The organism is Streptococcus downei MFe28, assembly GCF_900459175.1.
Lineage (GTDB): Bacteria > Bacillota > Bacilli > Lactobacillales > Streptococcaceae > Streptococcus > Streptococcus downei.
The window spans coordinates 88,045-110,160 of record NZ_UHFA01000002.1 but is presented as its reverse complement, the minus strand read 5'-3'; the positions used below and the strand labels follow the sequence as shown (position 1 = coordinate 110,160).

Sequence of the window (22,116 nt, the reverse complement as noted above, 5' to 3'; positions counted from 1 at the left end):
AATTCCACAGAATTTTAGCTGTGATGGCCTTCTTAAATCAGAAAATTTTTAAAGACCCTATTGGAGGATAATTTAATGGCAAAAGAAGCAAAAGTAGTAGAGCCTAATGTTGAAGAAGAAGCTCGGAAATATACTGCTCAACTTGTAGACAAGGCTGTCGAAGCAGAAAAAATCTTTGCGACCTACACGCAAGAGCAAGTGGATAAAATCGTTGCAGCCATGGCCTTGGCTGGTTCTGAAAATTCCTTGCAATTAGCTAAGGAAGCCCATGAAGAAACTGGACGTGGTGTGGTAGAAGATAAGGATACCAAGAATCACTTCGCAACCGAAAATGTTTTTGAATCTATCAAGAACGAAAAAACTGTTGGTGTTATCGGTGAAGATAAGATTTCTGGTGGTATTCAAATTGCTGCTCCACTCGGTGTCTTGGCAGGGATTGTGCCAACTACCAACCCAACATCAACAACCATGTTCAAGATTTTGGTAGCCCTTAAAACTCGTAATACCATCGTCTTTGCCTTCCACCCGGCAGCTCAAAAATGTTCAGCCCATGCGGCACAAATTCTCTATGATGCAGCCCTAGCTGCTGGAGCTCCTGAAAACTGTATCCAATGGATTGAAAAGCCATCCATTCCTAATACCAATGCCTTGATTTCTAACAAGAAGATTGCTTCTATCTTGGCAACTGGTGGACCTGGTATGGTTAATGCAGCCCTCAAATCTGGTAACCCATCAATGGGGGTTGGCGCTGGTAATGGTGCGGTTTATGTTGATGCGACGGCCCACCTCAACCGTGCGGTTGAAGACCTGCTTCTTTCTAAACGTTTCGATAATGGTATGATTTGTGCGACTGAAAACTCAGCAGTTGTTGAAGCACCAATCTACAAGGAATGGTTGGCTAAGATGCAAGAAAAAGGTGCCTACCTCGTTCCTAAGAAAGATTATAAGAAATTTGAAGACTTCGTCTTTAATGACAATCACGGCGTTAATGGTCCCGTAGCTGGTATGTCAGCTCAGTGGATTTGCCAACATGCTGGTGTTGATTTGCCAGAAGGAAAAGATGTCCTCCTGTTCGAATTGGACAAGAAGAAAATCGGCGAAAAATTGTCTTCTGAAAAATTGTCTCCACTGCTTTCTGTCTATAAGGCTAAGGACCGTGAAGATGGTATTCAAATCGTTGAAGCCCTGCTCGATTATCAAGGGGCTGGCCACAACTGTGCCATCCAAATTGGTTCCCAAGCTGATCCCTTCCTCAAAGAATATGGTGACCGCCTCAAATCTTCTCGGATTTTGGTTAACCAACCTGACTCAGTCGGTGGTATCGGTGACATCTATACCGATGCTCTGAAAGCTAGCTTGACACTCGGAACAGGATCATGGGGGAAAAATTCATTGTCACACAATCTATCAACTGGCGATCTCTTGAACATTAAGACCGTGGCTAAACGTCGTAACCGTCCTCAATGGATTCGCCTTCCAGAAAAAACTTACTACGAAAAGAATGCTATTTCTTACCTGCAAGATGAGACCGAAGAAATGACTCGAGCTCTCATCGTTGCCGACCCAGGTATGGTGCAATTCGGCTTTGTTGATACCGTTCTTGGCCAATTGGCCCTGCGGGATCAAAAGGTTGAAACTTCAATCTACGGTACCATCAAACCCGACCCAACTCTAGGTCAAACCATCGAAATCGCTCGACAAATGCGGGACTTCAAACCTGATACGGTTATCGCCGTTGGTGGTGGTTCTGCTCTGGATGCGGCCAAGATTGCCCGCTACATCTACGAATACTCATTGGATCAAGAAGCTGACTTCCTTGATAGCTATGAAAAAGTGAGCGAACTCTTCTTGCGTCTGCAACAAAAATTCATTGATATTCGTAAGCGGATTGTTAAGTTCAAACACCAAGATGCTACTCGTCTCTTCTGTATCCCAACGACCTCTGGTACTGGTTCAGAAGTTACCCCTTATGCGGTTATCACTGATGATAATACCCATGTCAAATACCCATTGACCGACTATGAATTGACCCCTCAAGTGGCAATTGTTGACCCAGAATTTGTTATGACCGTGCCAAAACGCACTGTCGCTCTCTCTGGTCTGGACACCCTGTCTCATGCTCTTGAATCTTACGTTTCTGTCATGGCATCTGACCTGACTCGCCCATGGTCCCTGCAAGCAATTAAGTTGGTTATGGAAAACTTGGAAGAATCTTACAAGTTTGATCCAAAACATCCAACCCTCCAAGGGGAACAAGCTCGAGAAAATATGCACTATGCCGCAACCCTTGCTGGTATGGCCTTCTCAAATTCCTTCCTAGGTATCAACCACTCTCTGGCCCACAAGACCGGTGGTGAATTTGGTCTGCCACATGGACTTGCCATCTCAATCGCAATGCAACACGTTATCCGCTATAATGGTGTAACTGGTAATGTTAAACGCTCTGTTTACCCACGTTACGAAGAATATCGTGCTCAACGCGACTACGCTGACATTGCCCGTGCCCTTGGCCTCAAAGGTAAGACCGATAAAGAATTGGTCGAAGCCCTCTGCCAAAAGATTGACAAACTCATGCATGCTGTTGATGTTGAACCTAAGTTGTCTGCAAACGGTGTTACCAAGAAGGCCTTTGAAGCAGCAGTCGACCGCTTGGCAAGCCTGGCCTACGATGACCAATGTACCCCAGCCAACCCACGTCAACCATACATCGAAGATATGAAACAACTCTTGATTGACCAATTCTAAGGTGATCTCAAGAAGCAGAAAATAAAAAGGAACTCAGAATTTTCTTGAGTTCCTTTTTTGCGTCCCTGAGGCGGCTTTGGCAACCAAAATTATTGCCTGGGCTATCGCTCTTCTTTACTTTTATCTAGTTCAAAATCTAGCCAGAACAAGGGGACTGTCTTCTTACTTTTCGCCCCTGTGGAGGAAGTGTCAGGTATTGAGTAGCTATCTGAGCTATCATTTTTCTATCTTATAGATTGAGCTCGTTTAATCTGAATGACTTTTGCCTCTACCTTGGCACTTTCTGACCTAAGGATGCGTGTGCTATAATAGGGACATGTTAGTTCAGCTTCTCTTTATTTTTATCCTGTTCATGCCGGCTCTGGGTCTTATCTTTATCGGCCTAGCCCTGGCGCCCAGCCACCGAAAATTGCTCTGGCTTAGCTGGCTCGGTGCTCTCGTTTTTGGTCTCTCTTTTTATTGCCTCCATCTAAAAATTGAGTTCCTTTTTTACAGTTTCTTTGTTTTAGGCCCTCTGATATTTGGACTTGGTCTCCCCCTAGATTTATCCAGAGCCAAGCGCACCCAAGCAGGCCTGTCTGGTCTGGGCATCTTAATTATCTTTGGCCTAACCTTGCTAGCTTTAGCAAGGATGTTGAATCGAGTTTAAGTTCCGAAAGGTTTTCAGAGCTTTTTTGTTATCTTTTTTACCTCAGTCCATTTTTGAGTGAGTTGGGGACTTTTTCTCCTTTGACCTAACTAAAACCACTTTCGAATGATAGAGAATGATGAGAAGCGTTCTCTCCCCCTTATCATTAGTGCTCTTTTATGGTAGAATATAAACGATACCATGACTTTGTACAAAATTAAGTCAAGAGGTTCTAGAGGGCTTGAAGTAGGCGATTTTCTGGCCCGCTCTTTCTTTATTTAATTTTGTAAAAAACGGGTATCAATTATAGAAAAAAGAGTTAAGGATTGGTGGGTGTTTGGCCTTGAAATCAGAAGAAGGCACCTGCAGGTCTGAGACGATGAGGTAGATACATGGCAAAACAAACCTTTCAGATGACCTTTGCTGGTAAGCCCCTAGTGGTTGAAATTGGTCAGGTTGCCAAGCAGGCAAATGGTGCAGCGGTCGTGCATTATGGGGATTCAACGGTCCTCTGTGCAGCCACCATGTCCAAGAAGATGGCAAGAACTGACTTCTTTCCCCTGCAGGTCAATTACGAGGAAAAAATGTATGCAGCAGGTAAATTCCCAGGTGGCTTTATGAAGCGTGAAGGTCGTCCTTCAGCCGATGCTACCTTGACGGCCCGTCTCATTGACCGCCCTATTCGCCCGCTCTTTGCTCAAGGTTTTCGCAATGAGGTTCAGGTCATCAATACGGTTCTCTCCTACGATCCAGACGCCTCGGCTCCCATGGCTGCCATGTTTGCAAGCTCGCTAGCCCTCTGCATTTCCGACATTCCTTTTGAGGGTCCCATTGCTGGGGTCCAGGTTGCCTATCTAGATGGTGAATTTATCATCAATCCGACAGCCCAGCAAAAGGAAGCTTCCAACTTGGACTTGACAGTTGCTGGCACCAAGGATGCCATCAATATGGTTGAATCTGGTGCGCAGGAATTGTCCGAAGATATCATGCTAGAGGCCCTGCTCAAGGGTCACCAAGCCATTCAAGAATTGATTGCCTTCCAAGAAGAAATCGTTGCCACTCTCGGTAAAGAAAAGGCAGAGGTTGAGTTCCTGCAAGTGGATTCCCAACTTCGAGATGAGATTGTGGCTACCTACACTAGTGACCTGCAAAAGGCTGTTCAGGTTCAAGAAAAATTGGCTCGGGAAGAGGCAACCCAGGCGGTCAAGGATCAGGTTTTGGCCAGCTATGAGGAGCGTTACGCTGATGATGAAGAGCTCGAACGCATTCTGCGAGATGTTTCCGAAAGCTTGGAAGAAATGGAGCATGCCGAAGTTCGTCGCCTCATTACCGAGGACAAGATTCGCCCAGATGGTCGCCAGGTCGATGAGATTCGTCCCTTGGAGGCTGAGGTGGATTTCCTTCCTCAAGTGCACGGTTCAGGTCTCTTTACCCGTGGCCAGACCCAGGCTCTGTCTGTCTTGACTCTGGCTCCTATGAGTGAAAGTAAGATTGTCGATGGTCTGGATCCAGAGTATCGCAAACGCTTTATGCACCACTATAATTTTCCCCAGTATTCTGTTGGAGAAACAGGTCGTTACGGTGCTCCTGGCCGTCGGGAAATTGGCCACGGTGCCTTGGGCGAGCGGGCTCTAGCCCAGGTCCTGCCTAGTTTTGAGGACTTTCCTTATGCTATTCGTCTGGTGGCAGAGGTGCTAGAATCCAATGGTTCGTCTTCGCAAGCCTCCATCTGTGCTGGGACCCTAGCCCTGATGGCTGGGGGGGTACCCATCAAGGCACCAGTAGCCGGCATTGCCATGGGTCTGATTTCCGATGGTAGCAACTATACCATCCTGACCGATATTCAAGGCCTGGAGGATCACTTCGGTGATATGGACTTCAAAGTGGCTGGTACCCGTCAAGGGATTACTGCCCTGCAGATGGATATTAAAATTTCAGGGATTACCCCAGAGATTCTCAAAGAGGCCCTGGCTCAGGCTAAAAAGGCTCGCTATGAAATTCTTGACCTGATTGAGCAGACCATCCCTGCTCCTCGGCCTGAATTGGCCCCAACTGCGCCTAAGATTGATACCATCAAGATTGCTCTTGACAAAATCAAGGTGGTTATCGGTAAGGGTGGCGAAACCATTGATAAAATTATCGAAGAGACGGGCGTCAAAATTGATATTGACGAAGAAGGTAATGTACAAATTTACTCGCCTGACCAAGATGCTATCGACCGAGCCAAGGAAATTATTGCCAATCTGGTGCGTGAAGCCAAGATCGGTGAGGTTTACCCAGAGGCAGAGGTTGTTCGTATCGAAAGCTTTGGCGCCTTTGTCAATCTCTTTGACAAGACCGATGCCCTGGTGCACATTTCAGAATTAGCCTGGGAGCGGACCAATCGGGTAGAAGATGTGGTCAAGCTTGGTGATAAAGTCGCTGTCAAGGTTCTTAAGATTGACGACAAGGGTCGGGTCAATGCCTCGATCAAGGCTCTTCTCGCAAAGCCTGAAGGCTATAAAGAGCAGGAGCAGTCTCACCATTCTCATAAGGGATCGCACAAGCCTGGTAGCCATTCTAAATCCGATAAACATCATACTTCGCACAAGCAGTTTCAACCCAAGAGCCAGCAAGATCACCAAGGTCAGCATAGGTCTGATGGCCACCACAGTCAGCAAGACAAACATGAGCCAGACAAAGACCCTGGCCACCAAGAGTATTCTAAGCATCAGGGCCATTTTGACGGGCAAGAGCACTCAATCCACAAGACTGGTTCTGAACAAAGAAAAGGCCATAAACAGTCTGCTCCTTCTGATCGTGCGAATGAGTCCCAAGAGCTTGCTAGCCCGGTTGAAGAAGAGGTAAAAGAGGAAACTCAACATGAATAAATTTAACTCAGAACTTGACTTTGCTTTACGCAACTTTATTGCCAATCCGGAGAATTTTTTGGATGGTTTGACCTTGGTCAATAGCCTTCATTCCATTCCCGTCATTGCTGCAGCTCAGCCCTATGCCATTGCCATGCAGGGGCAAAAGGTCATTCCTGTCTTTACCAATAAGACAGACCTAGATAATTTCAAGAAGGAGCACCCAAGCGCTAAAGGTCAGGACTGGGTAGAGCGTTCCAGTATTAATGTTTTAGAGGAAGCTGTAACCCACCGCCTGCACGGCTTGGTTTTCAACATCAAAAAGAATGGCGACTTTGCCAATTCAACCATTTTTAAGAGTAGTGAACTAGTCCAACTCATCAATACCTACACCACACTTTTGAACGATGTCCTAGGTGAGGAAAATCAAGAGCGTCAGCCTATGCAGCGCCAATACTTTGTTCCTGTTATCATCTTGACTAGCGAGGATGGCAGCTATCAAAGAAGTTATCCAGCTTTAGCTATTGAAAATGAAACTTATATCCCAGCTTTCTCCAGCATCCCCAGTTTTGCCAAATGGTATAATGATGGTGATTTGGGCTATCCTTTCCGAGTGGCTAAAGGCTTAGTTATGACTTGGACTATGAATCAAATTGCCCACCCGGCTCAAGGAGAATCGGGTGTCGGGGCTACCAAGGGCGTGGTTATTGATCCCCTCAATGAAAATCAGACCCTAGTTGACTGGGCTAGCATTGAAGAATAAGAGAGGTGCCTATGGGTTGGTGGAAAGAATCAATAGATATTGTCAAACAACAGGATCCAGCGGCCCGGACTTCCCTTGAAGTGCTCTTAACCTATCCTGGCATCAAGGCCCTAGCGGCCCACCGGATTTCCCACTTCCTCTGGCGCCACCATCTGCGGCTCCTAGCTCGGATGCATAGCCAGTTCTGGCGCTTTTGGACCAATATTGAAATCCATCCCGGAGCTCAGATTGCCGGCGGGGTCTTCATCGATCATGGGGCGGGGCTGGTTATCGGGGAAACGGCCATCGTAGAAAAAGGCGCCATGCTTTATCATGGTGTCACTCTTGGGGGGACCGGTAAGGATGTCGGCAAACGCCATCCGACCATTCGTCGGGGAGCCCTAATTTCAGCTCACTCCCAATTGATTGGTCCCATTGAGGTTGGTGCCAATGCCAAGGTGGGGGCCGGGGCTGTTGTCCTCTCAGATGTCCCAGCAGATGTCACCGTCGTTGGGGTACCTGCCAAGGTTGTACGGGTTCATGGTCAAAAGGATGAGCAAGCCATCAAGACCCTCCAGGAAGCCCGCGAGGCCAGTTATCATTCCTCCCACCTTTAATACTCAATAAAAATCAATCTAGCCAAGGCAACGAACTGCAGACAGTACTTGGGTACGGCAAAGTGAGTTAACGATGGATAGTTTTGACTTTTTGAAGAGTATAAGTGAGAAAAAGAGCCAGCTAGATAATGGCGAGCACGTTTTAGTCATGAGGTGAAAGTAGGGAAAGGGGCGAGAATGAATTTTTTAAAGAGAAATTGGTTAAATTTATTGGTCATTGTCCTGTCCTTCCTCAATGTCGGTCAGCAATGGCTCTATGGCAAGCATAGCTATGCCTATATCTGGTTGGCTATCGGTATCTTCTGGGTTATCCTAACCTTTATTATCAAGGACGATGGACCAAGGAAATAGAAGGCTCAAATTAAGGGGAAGTCACGAAAAGCATGATAATCAGCTCCCTGACTTTGGGGATAAGGAATAAGAGGTCTTCTTAGACCTTTTTAGTATTTAAAAAGGAAAAAGTTTATGATTAAAATCTACGATACCATGACCAGAAGCCTGCGTGACTTTGTCCCCCTGCATGAGGGGCAGGTCAATATGTACGTCTGCGGGCCAACGGTTTACAACTACATCCATATCGGTAATGCTAGATCCAGCGTGGCCTTTGATACCATCCGTCGCTATTTTGAATATGCCGGCTATCAGGTCAACTACATTTCCAACTTCACCGATGTCGATGACAAGATTATCAAGGCAGCCAAGGAAGCCGACATGTCCCCCAAGGACCTGGCGGCCAAGTTTATCGCTGCCTTTATGGAAGATACAAAGGCCCTGGGCATCAAACCAGCCACCCAAAACCCTCGGGTTATGGACTTCATGGACCAAATCATTGATTTCGTCCAGGTCCTCATGGACAAGGGCTTTGCCTATGAGGCAGGCGGAGATGTTTATTTCCGGGTGCAAAAGTCGCATAACTATGCGGCCCTGGCCAATAAAACCCTAGCAGATTTAGAGGTTGGCGCCAGCGGCCGGACCGATAGTGAAACTGAGCTCAAGGAGGATCCCTTAGATTTCGCCCTCTGGAAATCAGCCAAGCTAGGTGAAATTTCTTGGGACAGCCCTTGGGGAGCTGGCCGTCCAGGCTGGCATATTGAGTGCTCGGTCATGTCAACCACCATTTTGGGAGATACCATTGATATTCACGGTGGCGGAGCCGATTTGGAATTTCCCCACCACACCAATGAAATCGCCCAGTCGGAGGCCAAGACAGGCCAGACCTTTGCCAACTACTGGATGCACAATGGCTTTGTCAATGTGGACAATGAAAAAATGTCCAAGTCCCTGGGCAACTTTGTGACCGTTCATGACCTGCTCAAGACCGTTGATGGACAGGTGCTACGTTTCTTCCTAGCCACCCAGCACTACCGCAAGCCTATTAACTTCACTGACAAGGCTATCCACGATGCCAAGGCTAATCTCAAATATCTCAAGAACACCTACACCCTGCCCCTAGATGAGCAGTCCGACCAAGCTGACTTGGATAAGTTTCTGGCGGATTTCAAGACAGCCATGGATGATGATTTCAATGCTGCCAATGGGATTACGGTTATCTTTGATTTGGCCAAATGGATTAATTCTGGTCATTACAACCAGGCCATCAAGGACGCCTTTGCCAAGATGCTAGAAGTCTTTGGGATTGTTTTCCAAGAAGAAAGCTTAGATAGCGAGATTGAAGCCTTGATTAAGAAGCGTCAGGCTGCTAGAGCTGCCAAGGATTTTGCCACAGCCGATAAGATTCGTGACGACCTAGCGGCCCAAGGCATTAAACTCTTGGATACCAAGGACGGAGTGAGGTGGACCCGTGACTAAAGTTGATGTCAACCTGATTAACGGTATTGCTCTGGCCTTTGAAGGGGATGCCGTCTATTCCCTCTATATCCGCCGGTACCTGATTTTTCAGGGCCAAACCAAGCCCAACCAGCTCCACCGCCTAGCTACTCGCTATGTGTCGGCCAAGGCCCAGGCCATGCTGATTGAGGCCATGCTTGACGGTCAGCTTCTGACACAAGAAGAAGATGCCATCTACAAACGGGGTCGCAATGCCCACAGCCATACCAAGGCCAAAAATACCGACATCCTCACCTACAAGAAGTCGACTGGCTTTGAGGCGGTACTAGGCTATCTCCACATGACCCAGCAAATTGACCGTCTGGAAGAATTAATCAACTGGTGTATCACCTATGTTGAAAACCGTAAATGAAAAAGGTTTGGCAGTCGCCAGATCTTTTGATATCAGCAAAAACCGTGATTTTCGTTGACTATAAAGCACACAAAAAGGAGGCCGGACCTCCTTTTTTTCTTTCCTAAAGTTTCTCATTGACATAGCGGACGAAGTGGTTCCACCAGACCTTGAGGAAGAAGCTCTTCTTGACGGGCTTCTGGGCGACTAGGGTCACCTTTGGTGGTCCATCCAGATAACCACTACCAATCAGGTCTGGGTCATCATAGGTCAGACTGCCGACTTGGCTTCCCTTTTTGACAGCAGCTGTGACCTCCTTGGTGCTGACCTTGCCACTAGGTTTGTGGTCGGAACCAATCTTGGTAACCACTTGGAAGTCCTCCTTGGCAACGGCAGGAACAGTTTTCGATTTTCCATCAATAACACTAGCCTTGCTGGATTTGTAGCTCTCGCCCTTAACCACCAAATTGGTCAACTGGAAGTTGTAGGTGACATAATTGAGAATCTTATTGGTAGCCTCGAAACGAGCGTATTGGTTGTTGTCAGCATTATCGGCGTGCATGACAACGGAAATCACTCGCATGCCATTTTCCGTTGAGGTTGCAACGAAGGATTGACCGGCCAATTCGGTTGTCCCAGTCTTGAGACCGTCAACCCCCTCGCGGGCATAGGGCATACCATCTAGCATCATATTGAAGGTGGCCATGTCTGTATTCCCGAATTTTTCACTAGTCTTCTTGGTAATATCCAGGACATCAGGGTAGTCGCTAATCAAATGACGGGCAATAATGGCCATGTCTTTAGCGCTCATCAGGTTCTCATCGTCGGACTTGGAACCAGGGTAAATATGGTCTCCCAAGTAACTATTGTTGAGGCCTGAGGCATTCACTAGCTTGGCATCCTTGATGCCCCACTGTTTGAGCTGGGCCTGCATCATATCTACAAAGGTTGCCTCATCCCCCCCTAATTTTTCCGCCAAGGCAATGGCAGCACTATTGGCACTAGCAATCAAGGCGGCATTGACCAATTCCTTTACCGTATATTCCCGAGCATCCATAGGGACGTTGCTGGCCTCGGAATTGGTCGTCAAATCGTAGGCATAATCAGAGATTTTCACCTTGCTATTCCAAGAGAGCTTGCCCTCATCAATGGCCTTGTAGACCATGTAGACGGTCAAAATCTTCGTCATAGAAGCAACCCCGTCAGGTGTGCTTGCATCCTTTTCGTAGAGAATCTTACCGGTAGTTGCCTCGACAGCAATAGCATGCTTGGCTGGGGCATCAAAATCATCGGCCTTGGCTAGACTTGCAGTAAAGAGCAAAGAAAACGCCATTAAAAGGCTGATAAAGAATTTCTTCATAGCTTGTCCTTTATTAAGAGTAATCCTAGTTTCTAGAAAATCAATTGACCATCTTTCTTCTGATAACAATCCCCTTAATTATAGCATAAAAGTCTTGGAAACAAGATAACAATCTGATTAAGGTTGAAACTGTCTGGCATAAGACTCATCAAGATAGATAGAACCGACCTTTTACTGGCCTCGTCCTCTGTAAGCGAACCGAGCAGAACCAAGTCAGCGACTACAAAGCTAAAGAAAAGGCCCTCCAACTGGGGGCCTGGTCAAATCATTAATTCTTATCTTGACTTTCTTGGTCGAAGAAGGCCTTGTAAATGGCCCTAATAGCAGTCTTTTCATGTTTGCTTTGGATAACCAGCATGACAGAGACCTCACTGGAACCTTGGGAAATCATCTCAATGTTGATGCCCTTGTCGGACATGGCTTTGGTAGCCCTTGACATGACTCCGACCTGGTTTTTCATATTTTCGCCGACAATCATGATGATGGATAGATTTCTTTCGAATTCGACCTCATCCACTCCCAGATTTTGGGTCAGGTGGGCTTGAATTTCCCGCTCCTTGATAGGGGTTAATTCCCTTTCTCTTAGGATAATAGACATATCGTCAATTCCAGTAGGAATGTGCTCCCAGCGGATGTTGAGGTCCTCTAGGACTTGCAGGACCTTGCGACCAAAACCAACCTCTCGGTTCATCAGGTATTTGGAAATATTGATACTGACGAAATTGTCATCGCCAGAAATCCCAACAACAGGGAGCTCTTGCTTGCTGTGCTCCAGAACAATCCGAGTACCAGGGTGGTTAGGATTGTTGGTGTTTTTAATCACCAGGGGAATTCGTCCGCGATAGGCAGGAATCAGGGCTTCATCATGGAGAACGGAGAAGCCTGCATAAGCCAATTCCCGCATTTCCCGATAGGTCAATTTCTTGATTGAATGAGGCTTGTGGACAACGCCAGGGTGGGCGGCAAAGATACCGTCAACATCCGTAAAGTTTTCGTAGAGGTCAGCCTTGACCCCAGCAGCGACAATAGATCCAGAAATGTCTGAACCACCACGAGAGAAGGTACAGATTTGCTTGTCAACCGTTACACCGAAGAAACCGGGGATAACCAGAACCTCATCACTGTCTCTTAGTTCTTCCAACTTGTCGTAACTGCCTGGCAGAATTTGGGCATTACCCGGCTCACTAGAGACGATAATCCCAGCCTTCCCTGGATGAAGGTAGCGGGCAGGTAGGCCGTTTTTGCGGAAATAGGCGGCTACTAACTTGGCATTGTTGTCCTCTCCAGCAGCCAAAAAGGTATCGTAGAGGAAATCATTGCCCTCAATAGGGAGGGTAGCCAGATCGGTAATAGCAGCAGAAATCTTATCCAGGATAGTGTGGGAGAGGCCCAATTCATCAATGATGACCTTGTATCGATTGATAATCCATTCCTGATGGCCTGATACGTCATCTTCGTTAGTGTAAGAACGGTAGTATTTAATCAGGGCATCGGTGACCTTGGTGTCCTCGGGATTGCGTTTTCCTGGTGCAGAAACCACCACGAAGCGCCGACTAGGGTCCGATTTGACAATATCCAAAACCTTTTGCAACTGTTGGGCAGAAGCCAGCGAGCTCCCACCAAATTTAACCACTTTCATATGACATCCATCCATCTTTCATTTTCAGATTGCCTAAAATTATAGCAAAATTCAGACAACTTTTCAAACTCTGTTCCTAAACCTGCAAGCATAAAAAGGTTTTGGACAAAGCCCAGACTAGTACTCAACAAATATCAGATTAGCTTACTTGGCTCGTTAATAATACTCAATGAAAATCGAAATTAGCCGAGGCAACGAACTGAAGACAGTACTGGGGTACGGCAAGGTGAGTTAACGACGGAAAATTTTGATTTTCGAAGAGTATAAGGTTAGTAACCAGCCCAATTCGCCCCTAGCTCACAGGATTAGACTTTGTTCAGAAGAGCTCTTTATGGTAGAATAAAGCTGAGGTTTTTCATGAAGCAAGCAGTTATTTTTGATATGGATGGTGTCCTCTTTGACACCGAGGAATTTTATTACAGCCGTCGCAAGACTTTCTTGGCTGGCCGGGGCATTTCCATTGACCATCTCCCACCGAGTTTTTTTATCGGAGGCAATATGAAGCAGGTCTGGCAAAAGATTCTGGGTTCCGATTATGACAAGTGGGATGTCGCCCAACTCCAGGCTGATTATATCGCCTACAAACTGGCTAACCCCCTGCCCTATCAGGAGGTTATCTTTGGTGATGTCTGCCCAACCCTTGATAGGCTCAGTCAGGAGGGTTTCAAAATTGGTTTAGCTTCAAGCTCGACCAAGGCTGATATTCTTAAGGCTTTGTCCGACACAGACCTAACCCACTATTTTGATGTTATCCTCTCTGGTCAAGAATTTCCAGAGAGCAAGCCCGACCCAGCCATCTATAATAAGGCGGCAGAGCTCTTAGGCTTTGCCAAGGAAGAACTTCTGGTCATTGAAGACAGTGAGAAGGGAATCGCAGCGGCAGTCGCTGCTGGTATTGAGGTCTGGGCTATAAAGGATGAGCGCTATGGCCTTAACCAAACCGCTGCAGACCGTCTGATTGCCAGCCTTAGTCAGGGTCTGGACATTTTGTTTGAAAACTAGGAGGGGCTCAGCCCTTTTCTTTTTGGAGAATTTTCTAAAGTCTTAATCTTTAAAGCTTCTCTGAGGGTAGATTTAGTAGTAGGCAACCATCTAGGGTGAGATTCATTAGCCTGCTTACAGTAATTTCTTGTCAAACGCTCATTTTCAGCTATAATAAATTGGAATAGGACAAAATCTTGATAGTTGTTTGACGACTAAAATAATTGGAGGTATCTTATGAATTTCTCAACCATTCTTTATAGTGTCGAAGATGGTGTCGCAACTCTAACCCTTAACCGTCCTGAGGTTTCGAATGGTTTTAATATCCCCATTTGTGAAGAAATTATCGAGGCCATTAGCCAGGCCGAAAAAGATGAGAGTGTGCGTATTCTCCTCATCAATGCTAATGGTAAGGTCTTCTCTGTTGGAGGGGATTTGGACCAAATGCAAAAGGCTGTCGATGCTGATGATGTCCAATCCCTAGTGAGAATTGCTGAATTGGTCAATACCATTTCCTTTATGATTAAGCGCCTGCCCAAGCCTGTTATCATGAGTGTTGATGGTCCGGTGGCAGGAGCAGCCTTCAATATGGTTTTGGCGGCAGATTTCACTATCGCTTCTGAAAAAGCAAAATTTATCCAGGCCTTTGTCGGGGTTGGCTTGGCACCAGACGCAGGTGGACTCTTCCTCTTGACACGTTCAATCGGTATCAACCGGGCTACCCAAATCACCATGACTGGAGAAGCCGTTAATGCGGAAAAAGCCTTGGAATGGGGCTTTGTCTACCGCTTGGCAGACTCAGAAAAATTAGAGCGTGATACCGATCGCCTCATCAAACGCCTCAAACGAAGCTCCCCTAATTCCTTTAAGGCTATCAAGGAAATGGTCTGGAAGAGTGATTTTGCTGGCTGGGAAGAGTATGCCGATTTGGAATTAGCCCTGCAAAAATCTCTAGCCTTTACCGAAGACTTCAAGGAAGGGGTCAATGCCTTCAGCGCCAAACGCCGACCAAAATTCATAGGGAAATAAAAAAGTCCAGTGGACTTTTTTATCCCGCGACACGAAGATAAAGCAGTTGATAATACTGCTTTATCTGAGTTAGTCAGGGAGATAGGCAAGACATTCTGGTGATTGTCTTTTATCTACCTCAACCTAGAAGTTAAAAAAGCAAGTTGGTTTAGCAATCAGGATTTAAAAACAGGCCCCACCTCCTTGCCATGCTGGCTATTCTAAAAGGCAGTTTCTTTACTGCCTTTTAGAATGGCCCAGAAAATAGAGAAGAAGCTGGTAGGAGGCTAGTTTGACAAGCTTCTGGCTAGCTTGTTCAGTCCTTGATTATTGGGTGGATGATTAAGTGATTTTTTCATTTTTCTTGCAAAGATATTTCAGTTTTGATATACTTTGACCATCAAATTGTTTGAGAATCGAGGTATAAAGTGGATTACAAACTAGTTAATGAATACCTAACTAAAGTCTTCAACAATGTCTTAGTGATTGAAGAAATGAGTTTGAAAAATAGTCGCTTTAATGATGTGTCCATGAAGGAAATGCATACCGTTGATATTATCGGTCATATTCCTGATGCGACACCGAGCGACATTGCAAGAGAGTTGATGGTCACCCTTGGGACCGTCACGACCAGTTTAAATAAATTAGAAAAAAAGGGTTATGTTGAGCGCCATCGCTCAAAAATTGACCGTCGGGTGGTCCATCTGAGTTTGACTAAGAAGGGACGCCTTATTTATCGTTTACATAACCGTTTCCATAAAAATATGGTGACGAGAATCACAGAAGGAATGGATGAGATGGAGGTTAAGACCCTAGAAACTGGATTGCACAAGCTCTATCAATTCCTTGAGGAGTTAAAATAATGGCTTTTGCAAAAATTAGTCAAACAGCCTACTATGTTCCCGAGCAAATCGTCACCAATGATGATTTGTCCAAGATTATGGATACCAGTGACGAATGGATTTCCAGTCGGACTGGGATTAAGGAAAGACACATCAGTCGCGACCAAGATACTAGTGATTTGGCCACTCGAGTTGCTCAACAACTGTTAGAAAAATCTGCTAGCCAGCCTGAAGACCTAGACTTCATTATTGTTGCCACTATCTCACCCGATTCTATGATGCCTTCAACGGCGGCCCGTGTTCAGGCTAATATTGGAGCCAGCAAGGCCTTCACCTACGACTTGACAGCAGCTTGTTCAGGCTTTATTTTTGCCCTGGCTACAGCCGAAAAGTTCATCAAATCGGGTCTTTACCAGAAAGGTCTGGTTATCGGGGCGGAAGTTCTATCCAAGACCATTGACTGGACTGACCGCAGGACGGCTGTCCTCTTTGGTGATGGGGCTGGTGGCGTCCTCTTAGAGGCCGCACAAGAGGAGCACTTCTTGGCAGAGTCGCTTCATAGTGATGGTAGTCGGGGGCAGAGCCTGACCTCTAGTCAATGTGGCCTTGCCTCACCTTACTCAGATAAGACTGAGAATCATCCCTTCCTAGCCATGGATGGTCGGGCCATCTTTGATTTTGCGATTAGGGACGTCTCCAAAAGCATCAAGACCTTGATGGAGGAAGGCCAGTTTAGTGAGCAGGACTTGGATTATGTCTTGCTTCATCAGGCCAATATCCGGATTCTGGATAAGATGGCCAAGAAGATTGGCATTGATCGCGATAAATTCCTGGCCAATATGATGCACTATGGTAATACCAGTGCGGCCAGCGTGCCTATTTTACTAGCAGAGTCGGTAGAAAATGGTATAATTAAATTTGACGGTTCTCAGACCTTACTCCTATCAGGATTTGGTGGGGGATTGACATGGGGCAGTCTAATTGTTAAAATCTAGATAGATAACTGTGGCAAACAGTATTTATAATAATTTATTTTTTATCTTAAAGGAGAATTTAAAAATGGCAGTATTTGATAAAGTACAAGAAATCATCGTTGAAGAACTTGGTAAAGAACCAGAAGAAGTTCAATTGACCACAACCTTTGACGAACTTGATGCTGACTCACTTGATGTCTTCCAAGTTATTTCGGAAATCGAAGATGCATTTGACATCCAAATCGAAACTGAAGATGGTTTGAATACTGTTGGTGACTTGGTTACCTACGTTGAAGAAAAAACTAAATAAGCTTGTTTAAGGGACTGGGAGCTTTTCCCAGCCTTTGAATTTTCTGGATTTAGTCACGAAGGTGTAGCCTTGGATCGTCTTAATTCTTTTATGGATAATACGTTAGGCTGCAAGGTGGACGGGGCAACTCATCCGCCTTCTTCTTTAGACCGATACTTTGACTCTCAAACTTTGAGGCTCAAAGTTGTTGGGTTGTTATAACATATAAGAAGGTAAGTAATTACATGAAAACTCGGATTACAGAATTATTGAACATTAAATACCCTATTTTCCAAGGGGGTATGGCATGGGTTGCAGACGGCGATTTGGCTGGTGCAGTTTCAAATGCTGGAGGCCTTGGAATCATTGGTGGTGGTAACGCCCCTAAAGAAGTTGTCAAAGCTAATATTGACAAGGTGAAATCTATAACTGACAAGCCTTTCGGTGTCAACATCATGCTTTTGTCTCCTTTTGCTGATGATATTGTTGACTTGGTTATCGAAGAAGGTGTCAAAGTTGTCACAACTGGTGCAGGAAACCCAGGTAAATATATGGAACGTCTGCATGAGGCTGGTATCACCGTTATTCCCGTTGTTCCAAGTGTAGCCTTGGCTAAGCGGATGGAAAAGCTTGGTGCCGATGCGGTCATCGCTGAAGGTATGGAAGCTGGTGGCCACATCGGTAAATTGACCACCATGACCTTGGTTCGCCAAGTGGTTGATGCCATTGATATTCCAGTCGTTGGTGCTGGTGGTGTGGCTGATGGTAATGGTGCTGCAGCTGTCTTTATGCTGGGTGCTGAGGCTATCCAAGTTGGGACTCGCTTTGTTGTCGCTAAGGAGTCTAATGCTCACCAAAATTTCAAGGACAAATTGCTTAAGGCTAAGGATATTGACACGGTCGTATCTGCTAATGTCGTTGGTCACCCTGTTCGTGCCATCAAGAATAAATTGTCTTCTGCCTATGCCCAAGCTGAGAAGGATTACTTGACTGGCAAGCTGAAAAAAGAAGAAATTGAAGAGCTAGGTGCTGGTGCCCTCCGCAACGCTGTTGTTGACGGTGATGTTCAAAACGGTTCAGTAATGGCTGGTCAAATCGCAGGTCTGGTCCGTAAGGAAGAAACCTGTCAAGAAATCTTGGAAGACCTTTACTATGGAGCTGCCAAGGTTATCAAGGACCAAGCTGCACGCTGGGCAGACGTTTCAGAAGACTAAAACAAGCAAAGACCTCAGATTCTAACCGCCAGGTCAAGAATCTCTCGCCCTAACTTGGAGGAAATCGCGTGACAAAGACAGCCTTTTTATTTGCTGGTCAAGGTGCTCAGAAGCTTGGTATGGCTAGAGACCTCTATGATAACTACCCTGTGGTCAAGGAAACCTTTGATAAGGCCAGTCAAATTCTTGGTTATGACCTGAGAGAGCTCATCGACCATGATGAGGAAAAGCTCAATCAAACTCGCTATACACAACCGGCTATCCTGACAACCTCAGTTGCTATCTACCGTCTCTTAAAAGAAAAGGGCCTTGAGCCTGATGCTGTGGCTGGACTTTCTCTGGGAGAATATTCTGCTTTAGTAGCAGCAGGTGCCCTCTCTTTTGAGGATGCTGTTGCCCTAGTGGCCAAGCGTGGTCAATTCATGGAAACAGCTGCCCCTGCTGGAACAGGAAAAATGGTTGCAGTCATGAATACGCCTGTAGATGTTATTGAGGAAGCCTGCCAAAAGGCTCAAGATAAGGGCTATGTTGGTCCAGCTAACTACAATACACCAGCTCAAATCGTTATTGGTGGCCATGTAGCAGCAGTTGATGCCGCCCTTGAAAACCTCAAGGAAGCTGGTGCAAAACGTTTGATTCCCCTCAAGGTTTCAGGCCCTTTCCACACGGCCCTCTTGGAGCCTGCTAGTCGTCAATTGGCTGAGGAATTGGCCAAGGTTTCATTCTCAGACTTCAAGATTCCTTTGGTTGGAAATACCGAAGCCAAGGTTATGAAAGAGGCAGATATCAAGTCTCTCTTGGCGCGGCAGGTTATGGAGCCGATACGTTTTTATGAATCCATGGCAACCATGAAAGACCTAGGGGTGACCTCTTACATTGAGATTGGTCCAGGTAAAGTCCTGTCAGGCTTTATGAAGAAGATTGATAAGACGGCAGAACTAGCTCATGTTGAAGATTTAGCGAGTCTCCAAGCTCTGCTAGAAAAATAGGAGATTGATATGGAATTAAGCAAGAAAAATGTCTTTATTACTGGTTCTACCCGAGGGATTGGTCTAGCTGTTGCCCACCAGTTTGCTAGCCAAGGTGCTAATATCGTCCTCAACGGTCGCTCCGCAATTTCTGATGAACTCCTAGCCCAATTTTCTGACTATGATGTTAAGGTTGTAGCTATTTCTGGAGATGTCTCTGACTCTGCAGATACCAAGCGGATGATTGCTGAAGCTACTGAGGCTCTGGGGTCAGTTGATGTCCTCATTAACAATGCTGGCATCACTAACGACAAGCTCATGCTCAAGATGACACAAGAGGATTTTGAGAAGGTGCTCAAGATTAATTTGACGGGGGCCTTCAATATGACTCAAGCTGTGCTCAAGGCTATGAGCAAGGCTCGCCAGGGGGCTATCATCAATATGTCATCGGTTGTTGGTCTCATGGGGAATGTTGGTCAGGCCAACTATGCCGCTTCAAAGGCTGGCTTGCTGGGCTTGACCAAGTCTGTTGCCCGAGAAGTTGCTGGACGTAATGTTCGAGTGAATGCCATTGCCCCAGGCTTTATCGCATCAGATATGACGGATGCCATCCCTGAAAAGGCCAAACAAGCCATGATTGCCCAGGTGCCTATGAAGAGAATTGGTCAAGCTGAGGAAGTTGCCCAGGTTGCCATCTTCCTTGCTAGTCAGGAATACCTTACCGGTCAAGTCCTCGCCATTGATGGCGGCATGACCATGCAAGGTTAAAAAACGCTGAGATAAAAAATAAAGCAAAAAGATAGAGGAAAAATTATGACTTTTAATCGTGTTGTTGTTACAGGATATGGTGTTACTTCACCAATTGGAAATACACCAGAAGAATTCTGGAATAGCCTAGAAAAGGGTAAGATTGGCATTAAACCCATTACAAAGTTTGATGCTTCCGAAATCCCGGTGCACAATGCTGGTGAAATCCAAGATTTTCCCTTTGACAAGTACTTTGTTAAAAAAGATAAGAACCGGATGGATAACTATTCCCTCTTTGCCATGTATGCGGCCCTAGATGCCCTTGAAAATGCAGACTTGGACATGGAAAAGGTGGATCGTGATCGTACTGGAGTTATCGTATCGTCTGGTATTGGTGGTCTGCAAGAATTGCAGGACCAAATTATCCGCATGCACGAACGTGGTATGAAACGGATTCAACCCATGTTCATTCCTAAGGCCCTTTCTAATATGGCGGCAGGTAATATTGCCCTCAAGATTGGTGCCCAAGGGGTATGTAAGTCTATTACAACAGCCTGTGCATCAGCTAATGACGCTATCGGTGAAGCCTTCCGAGAAATCAAATACGGCCTCCACGATGTTGTCCTGGCAGGTGGTGCTGAAGCTTCCATTACTAAGATTGGTATTGGTGGTTTCAATGCCTTGACTGCCCTCTCAACAACTGAAGATCCTGCGCGCTCAGCTATTCCATTTGACAAGGATCGCAATGGTTTCGTCATGGGTGAAGGTGCTGGTGTCTTGGTTGTCGAAAGTTTAGAACACGCCCAAGCACGTGGGGCTAATATCTTGGCTGAAATCGTCGGTTACGGTAGCAACTGTGATGCCTACCACATGACAACACCAACTCCTGATGGTTCAGGGGCTGCTAAGGCTATGAAGTTGGCCTTGAAGGAAGCAGAGATTGAGCCCAACCAAGTTGGTTATGTCAACGCCCATGGTACTTCAACCCAAGCCAATGAAAAGGGTGAAAGTAAAGCCATCGTTTCTGTTCTTGGTAAGGAAGTTCCTGTTTCATCTACGAAATCCTTTACCGGTCACTTGCTGGGTGCTGCTGGTGCTGTGGAAGCTATCGCTACTATTGAAGCTATCCGCCACAGCTTCTTGCCAATGACAGCAGGAACCAAGGAATTGTCCGAAGACATCGAATGTGATGTTATCGTGGGGCAAGGTCGTCAAGCTGATGTAGATTATGCCCTATCCAATACCTTTGGATTTGGTGGACACAATGCCGTTCTTGCCTTCAAACGTTGGGAGGCTTAGTCCATGAATATTTCAGAAATCAAAGACTTAATGACCCAATTCGACAGCTCCAGCCTGCGCGAATTTGCCTACAATAATCAGGGAGAAAGCCTGGTTTTGAGTAAAAATGATGCTCAACTGGCTAATCCAGCGGTGCCTTCTGCCCCAGCGCCTCAGGCCCAAGTGGCAAGTGCTCCAGCAGCTCCAGTAGCTCCAGCAAATGCGGAGCCAGCTGCACAGGAAAGTCCTGCCCTTCAAGCGGCCGAAGGCCAAGTGGTCGAAAGTCCCTTAGTTGGGGTTGCCTACCTAGCCCCAGCACCTGATAAACCAGCCTTCGTTTCCGTTGGTGATAGTGTCAAGAAGGGGCAAACCCTCTTGATTATTGAAGCCATGAAGGTTATGAATGAAGTCCCAGCCCCTAAGGCTGGTGTTGTGACTGAGATTCTGGTTGATAATGAAGAAGTGGTTGAATTTGGAAAGGGTCTGGTGCGCATCAAATGATTGATATTAATAAAATCAAGGAAGCCCTGCCTCACCGCTACCCTATGCTCTTGGTTGATCGAGTGTTAGAGGTATCTGAGGATGAGATTGTGGCCATTAAAAATGTCACCATCAACGAACCCTTCTTCCAAGGACATTTTCCTGAATATCCTGTCATGCCAGGTGTGCTAATTATGGAAGCCTTGGCTCAAACAGCCGGTGTCCTAGAGCTCTCCAAAGAAGGCAACCAAGGGAAATTGGTCTTCTATGCTGGCATGGATAAGGTCAAATTTAAAAAACAAGTGGTGCCTGGAGACCAATTGGTCATGACAGCTAAGTTTATTAAACGTCGTGGTTCGATTGCAGTTGTCGAAGCCAAGGCGGAAGTCGATGGCAAGTTGGCAGCGAGTGGAACCCTGACCTTTGCTGTTGGCAACTAATCGAAAAATCAGAAGCTGGCTGGCTCAAGCCAATCTGTCAGCTTCCCAGAATAAGACTCAAGGGTTAGAAAGCTGAGTTCCAAGTGGACTGAACCCCTCTAACCCAAAGGGAGCTGGCTGGATAAGGATTTCTCAA

21 protein-coding genes are annotated in these 22,116 nt (G+C 46.2%); 19 read left to right on the top strand and 2 right to left on the bottom strand.

Features of this window, described 5'->3' with window-relative positions; genetic code table 11:
* The first annotated feature begins 75 nt into the window (after positions 1-75).
* From adhE to DYE66_RS00505, 8 genes are all read left to right on the top strand, one after another.
* Positions 76-2,745, top strand: coding sequence for a bifunctional acetaldehyde-CoA/alcohol dehydrogenase (adhE, locus tag DYE66_RS00535; RefSeq protein ID WP_002998809.1), 2,670 nt, complete (start codon positions 76-78; stop codon positions 2,743-2,745).
* A gap of 316 nt (positions 2,746-3,061) precedes the next feature.
* The gene (locus DYE66_RS00530; RefSeq protein WP_002998915.1) at positions 3,062-3,394 is read left to right on the top strand and encodes a hypothetical protein; all 333 of its coding nucleotides are present in this window, start codon (positions 3,062-3,064) and stop codon (positions 3,392-3,394) included.
* 371 nt (positions 3,395-3,765) lie between these two features.
* Entirely contained in the window at positions 3,766-6,243 is a 2,478-nt protein-coding gene (gene pnp, locus DYE66_RS00525; protein WP_002998644.1) for a polyribonucleotide nucleotidyltransferase, read from the top strand.
* Positions 6,236-6,985 (top strand): hypothetical protein, encoded by a 750-nt coding sequence (locus DYE66_RS00520; protein WP_002998586.1) that lies wholly within the window; start codon positions 6,236-6,238, stop codon positions 6,983-6,985. The genes pnp and DYE66_RS00520 overlap by 8 nt, the downstream gene beginning before the upstream one ends.
* Before the next feature lie 11 nt (positions 6,986-6,996).
* Positions 6,997-7,581 carry a serine O-acetyltransferase gene (gene cysE / locus DYE66_RS00515; protein WP_002998595.1) on the top strand — a complete coding sequence of 195 codons (585 nt, stop codon included), beginning with the start codon at positions 6,997-6,999 and terminating at the stop codon, positions 7,579-7,581.
* Between the two features lie 177 nt (positions 7,582-7,758).
* The gene (locus DYE66_RS10790; RefSeq protein WP_002998668.1) at positions 7,759-7,932 is read left to right on the top strand and encodes a hypothetical protein; all 174 of its coding nucleotides are present in this window, start codon (positions 7,759-7,761) and stop codon (positions 7,930-7,932) included.
* A 114-nt stretch (positions 7,933-8,046) separates the two neighbouring features.
* A complete protein-coding gene (gene cysS / locus DYE66_RS00510; RefSeq protein ID WP_002998623.1) occupies positions 8,047-9,390 on the top strand; it encodes a cysteine--tRNA ligase in 1,344 nt (447 codons plus the stop codon).
* Positions 9,383-9,781: a Mini-ribonuclease 3 gene (locus DYE66_RS00505; protein WP_002998591.1), complete on the top strand. Its 399-nt coding sequence runs from the start codon at positions 9,383-9,385 to the stop codon at positions 9,779-9,781. The genes cysS and DYE66_RS00505 overlap by 8 nt, the downstream gene beginning before the upstream one ends.
* 103 nt (positions 9,782-9,884) lie before the next feature.
* Here DYE66_RS00505 and pbp3 read toward each other — a convergent pair whose 3' ends face one another.
* Entirely contained in the window at positions 9,885-11,120 is a 1,236-nt protein-coding gene (gene pbp3 / locus DYE66_RS00500) for a D-alanyl-D-alanine carboxypeptidase PBP3 (protein ID WP_002998754.1), read from the bottom strand.
* 268 nt (positions 11,121-11,388) lie between these two features.
* On the bottom strand, positions 11,389-12,759 hold the full coding sequence (locus tag DYE66_RS00495; protein WP_002998584.1) for an aspartate kinase: 1,371 nt from the start codon (positions 12,757-12,759) through the stop codon (positions 11,389-11,391).
* A 357-nt stretch (positions 12,760-13,116) separates the two neighbouring features.
* On the opposite strand from DYE66_RS00495, the gene DYE66_RS00490 reads away from it, so the two are divergent.
* From DYE66_RS00490 to fabZ, 11 genes are all read left to right on the top strand, one after another.
* Complete coding sequence (locus DYE66_RS00490) at positions 13,117-13,761, top strand: HAD family hydrolase (protein ID WP_002998703.1); 645 nt, start codon at positions 13,117-13,119, stop codon at positions 13,759-13,761.
* Positions 13,762-13,977: 216 nt separating this feature from the next.
* A complete protein-coding gene (gene fabM, locus DYE66_RS00485; protein WP_002998630.1) occupies positions 13,978-14,769 on the top strand; it encodes a trans-2-decenoyl-ACP isomerase in 792 nt (263 codons plus the stop codon).
* Positions 14,770-15,176: 407 nt separating this feature from the next.
* Entirely contained in the window at positions 15,177-15,611 is a 435-nt protein-coding gene (gene fabT / locus DYE66_RS00480) for a fatty acid biosynthesis transcriptional regulator FabT (protein ID WP_002998898.1), read from the top strand.
* Positions 15,611-16,585, top strand: a complete 975-nt coding sequence (locus DYE66_RS00475) for a beta-ketoacyl-ACP synthase III (RefSeq protein WP_002998651.1) — start codon at positions 15,611-15,613, stop codon at positions 16,583-16,585. Before fabT ends, DYE66_RS00475 begins: the two co-directional genes overlap by 1 nt.
* A 64-nt stretch (positions 16,586-16,649) precedes the next feature.
* Positions 16,650-16,874 (top strand): acyl carrier protein, encoded by a 225-nt coding sequence (locus DYE66_RS00470; RefSeq protein WP_019783087.1) that lies wholly within the window; start codon positions 16,650-16,652, stop codon positions 16,872-16,874.
* A 224-nt stretch (positions 16,875-17,098) separates the two neighbouring features.
* On the top strand, positions 17,099-18,067 hold the full coding sequence (gene fabK / locus DYE66_RS00465) for an enoyl-[acyl-carrier-protein] reductase FabK (protein WP_002998893.1): 969 nt from the start codon (positions 17,099-17,101) through the stop codon (positions 18,065-18,067).
* Positions 18,068-18,135: 68 nt separating this feature from the next.
* Entirely contained in the window at positions 18,136-19,056 is a 921-nt protein-coding gene (gene fabD, locus DYE66_RS00460) for an ACP S-malonyltransferase (RefSeq protein WP_002998616.1), read from the top strand.
* Between the two features lie 9 nt (positions 19,057-19,065).
* Positions 19,066-19,803 (top strand): 3-oxoacyl-[acyl-carrier-protein] reductase, encoded by a 738-nt coding sequence (gene fabG, locus DYE66_RS00455; RefSeq protein ID WP_002998689.1) that lies wholly within the window; start codon positions 19,066-19,068, stop codon positions 19,801-19,803.
* A 45-nt stretch (positions 19,804-19,848) separates the two neighbouring features.
* On the top strand, positions 19,849-21,081 hold the full coding sequence (fabF, locus tag DYE66_RS00450) for a beta-ketoacyl-ACP synthase II (protein WP_002998948.1): 1,233 nt from the start codon (positions 19,849-19,851) through the stop codon (positions 21,079-21,081).
* Positions 21,082-21,084: 3 nt separating this feature from the next.
* The gene (gene accB / locus DYE66_RS00445) at positions 21,085-21,561 is read left to right on the top strand and encodes an acetyl-CoA carboxylase biotin carboxyl carrier protein (RefSeq protein ID WP_002998748.1); all 477 of its coding nucleotides are present in this window, start codon (positions 21,085-21,087) and stop codon (positions 21,559-21,561) included.
* Positions 21,558-21,980, top strand: a complete 423-nt coding sequence (fabZ, locus tag DYE66_RS00440; RefSeq protein WP_019783092.1) for a 3-hydroxyacyl-ACP dehydratase FabZ — start codon at positions 21,558-21,560, stop codon at positions 21,978-21,980. The genes accB and fabZ overlap by 4 nt, the downstream gene beginning before the upstream one ends.
* Positions 21,981-22,116 lie beyond the last annotated feature (136 nt).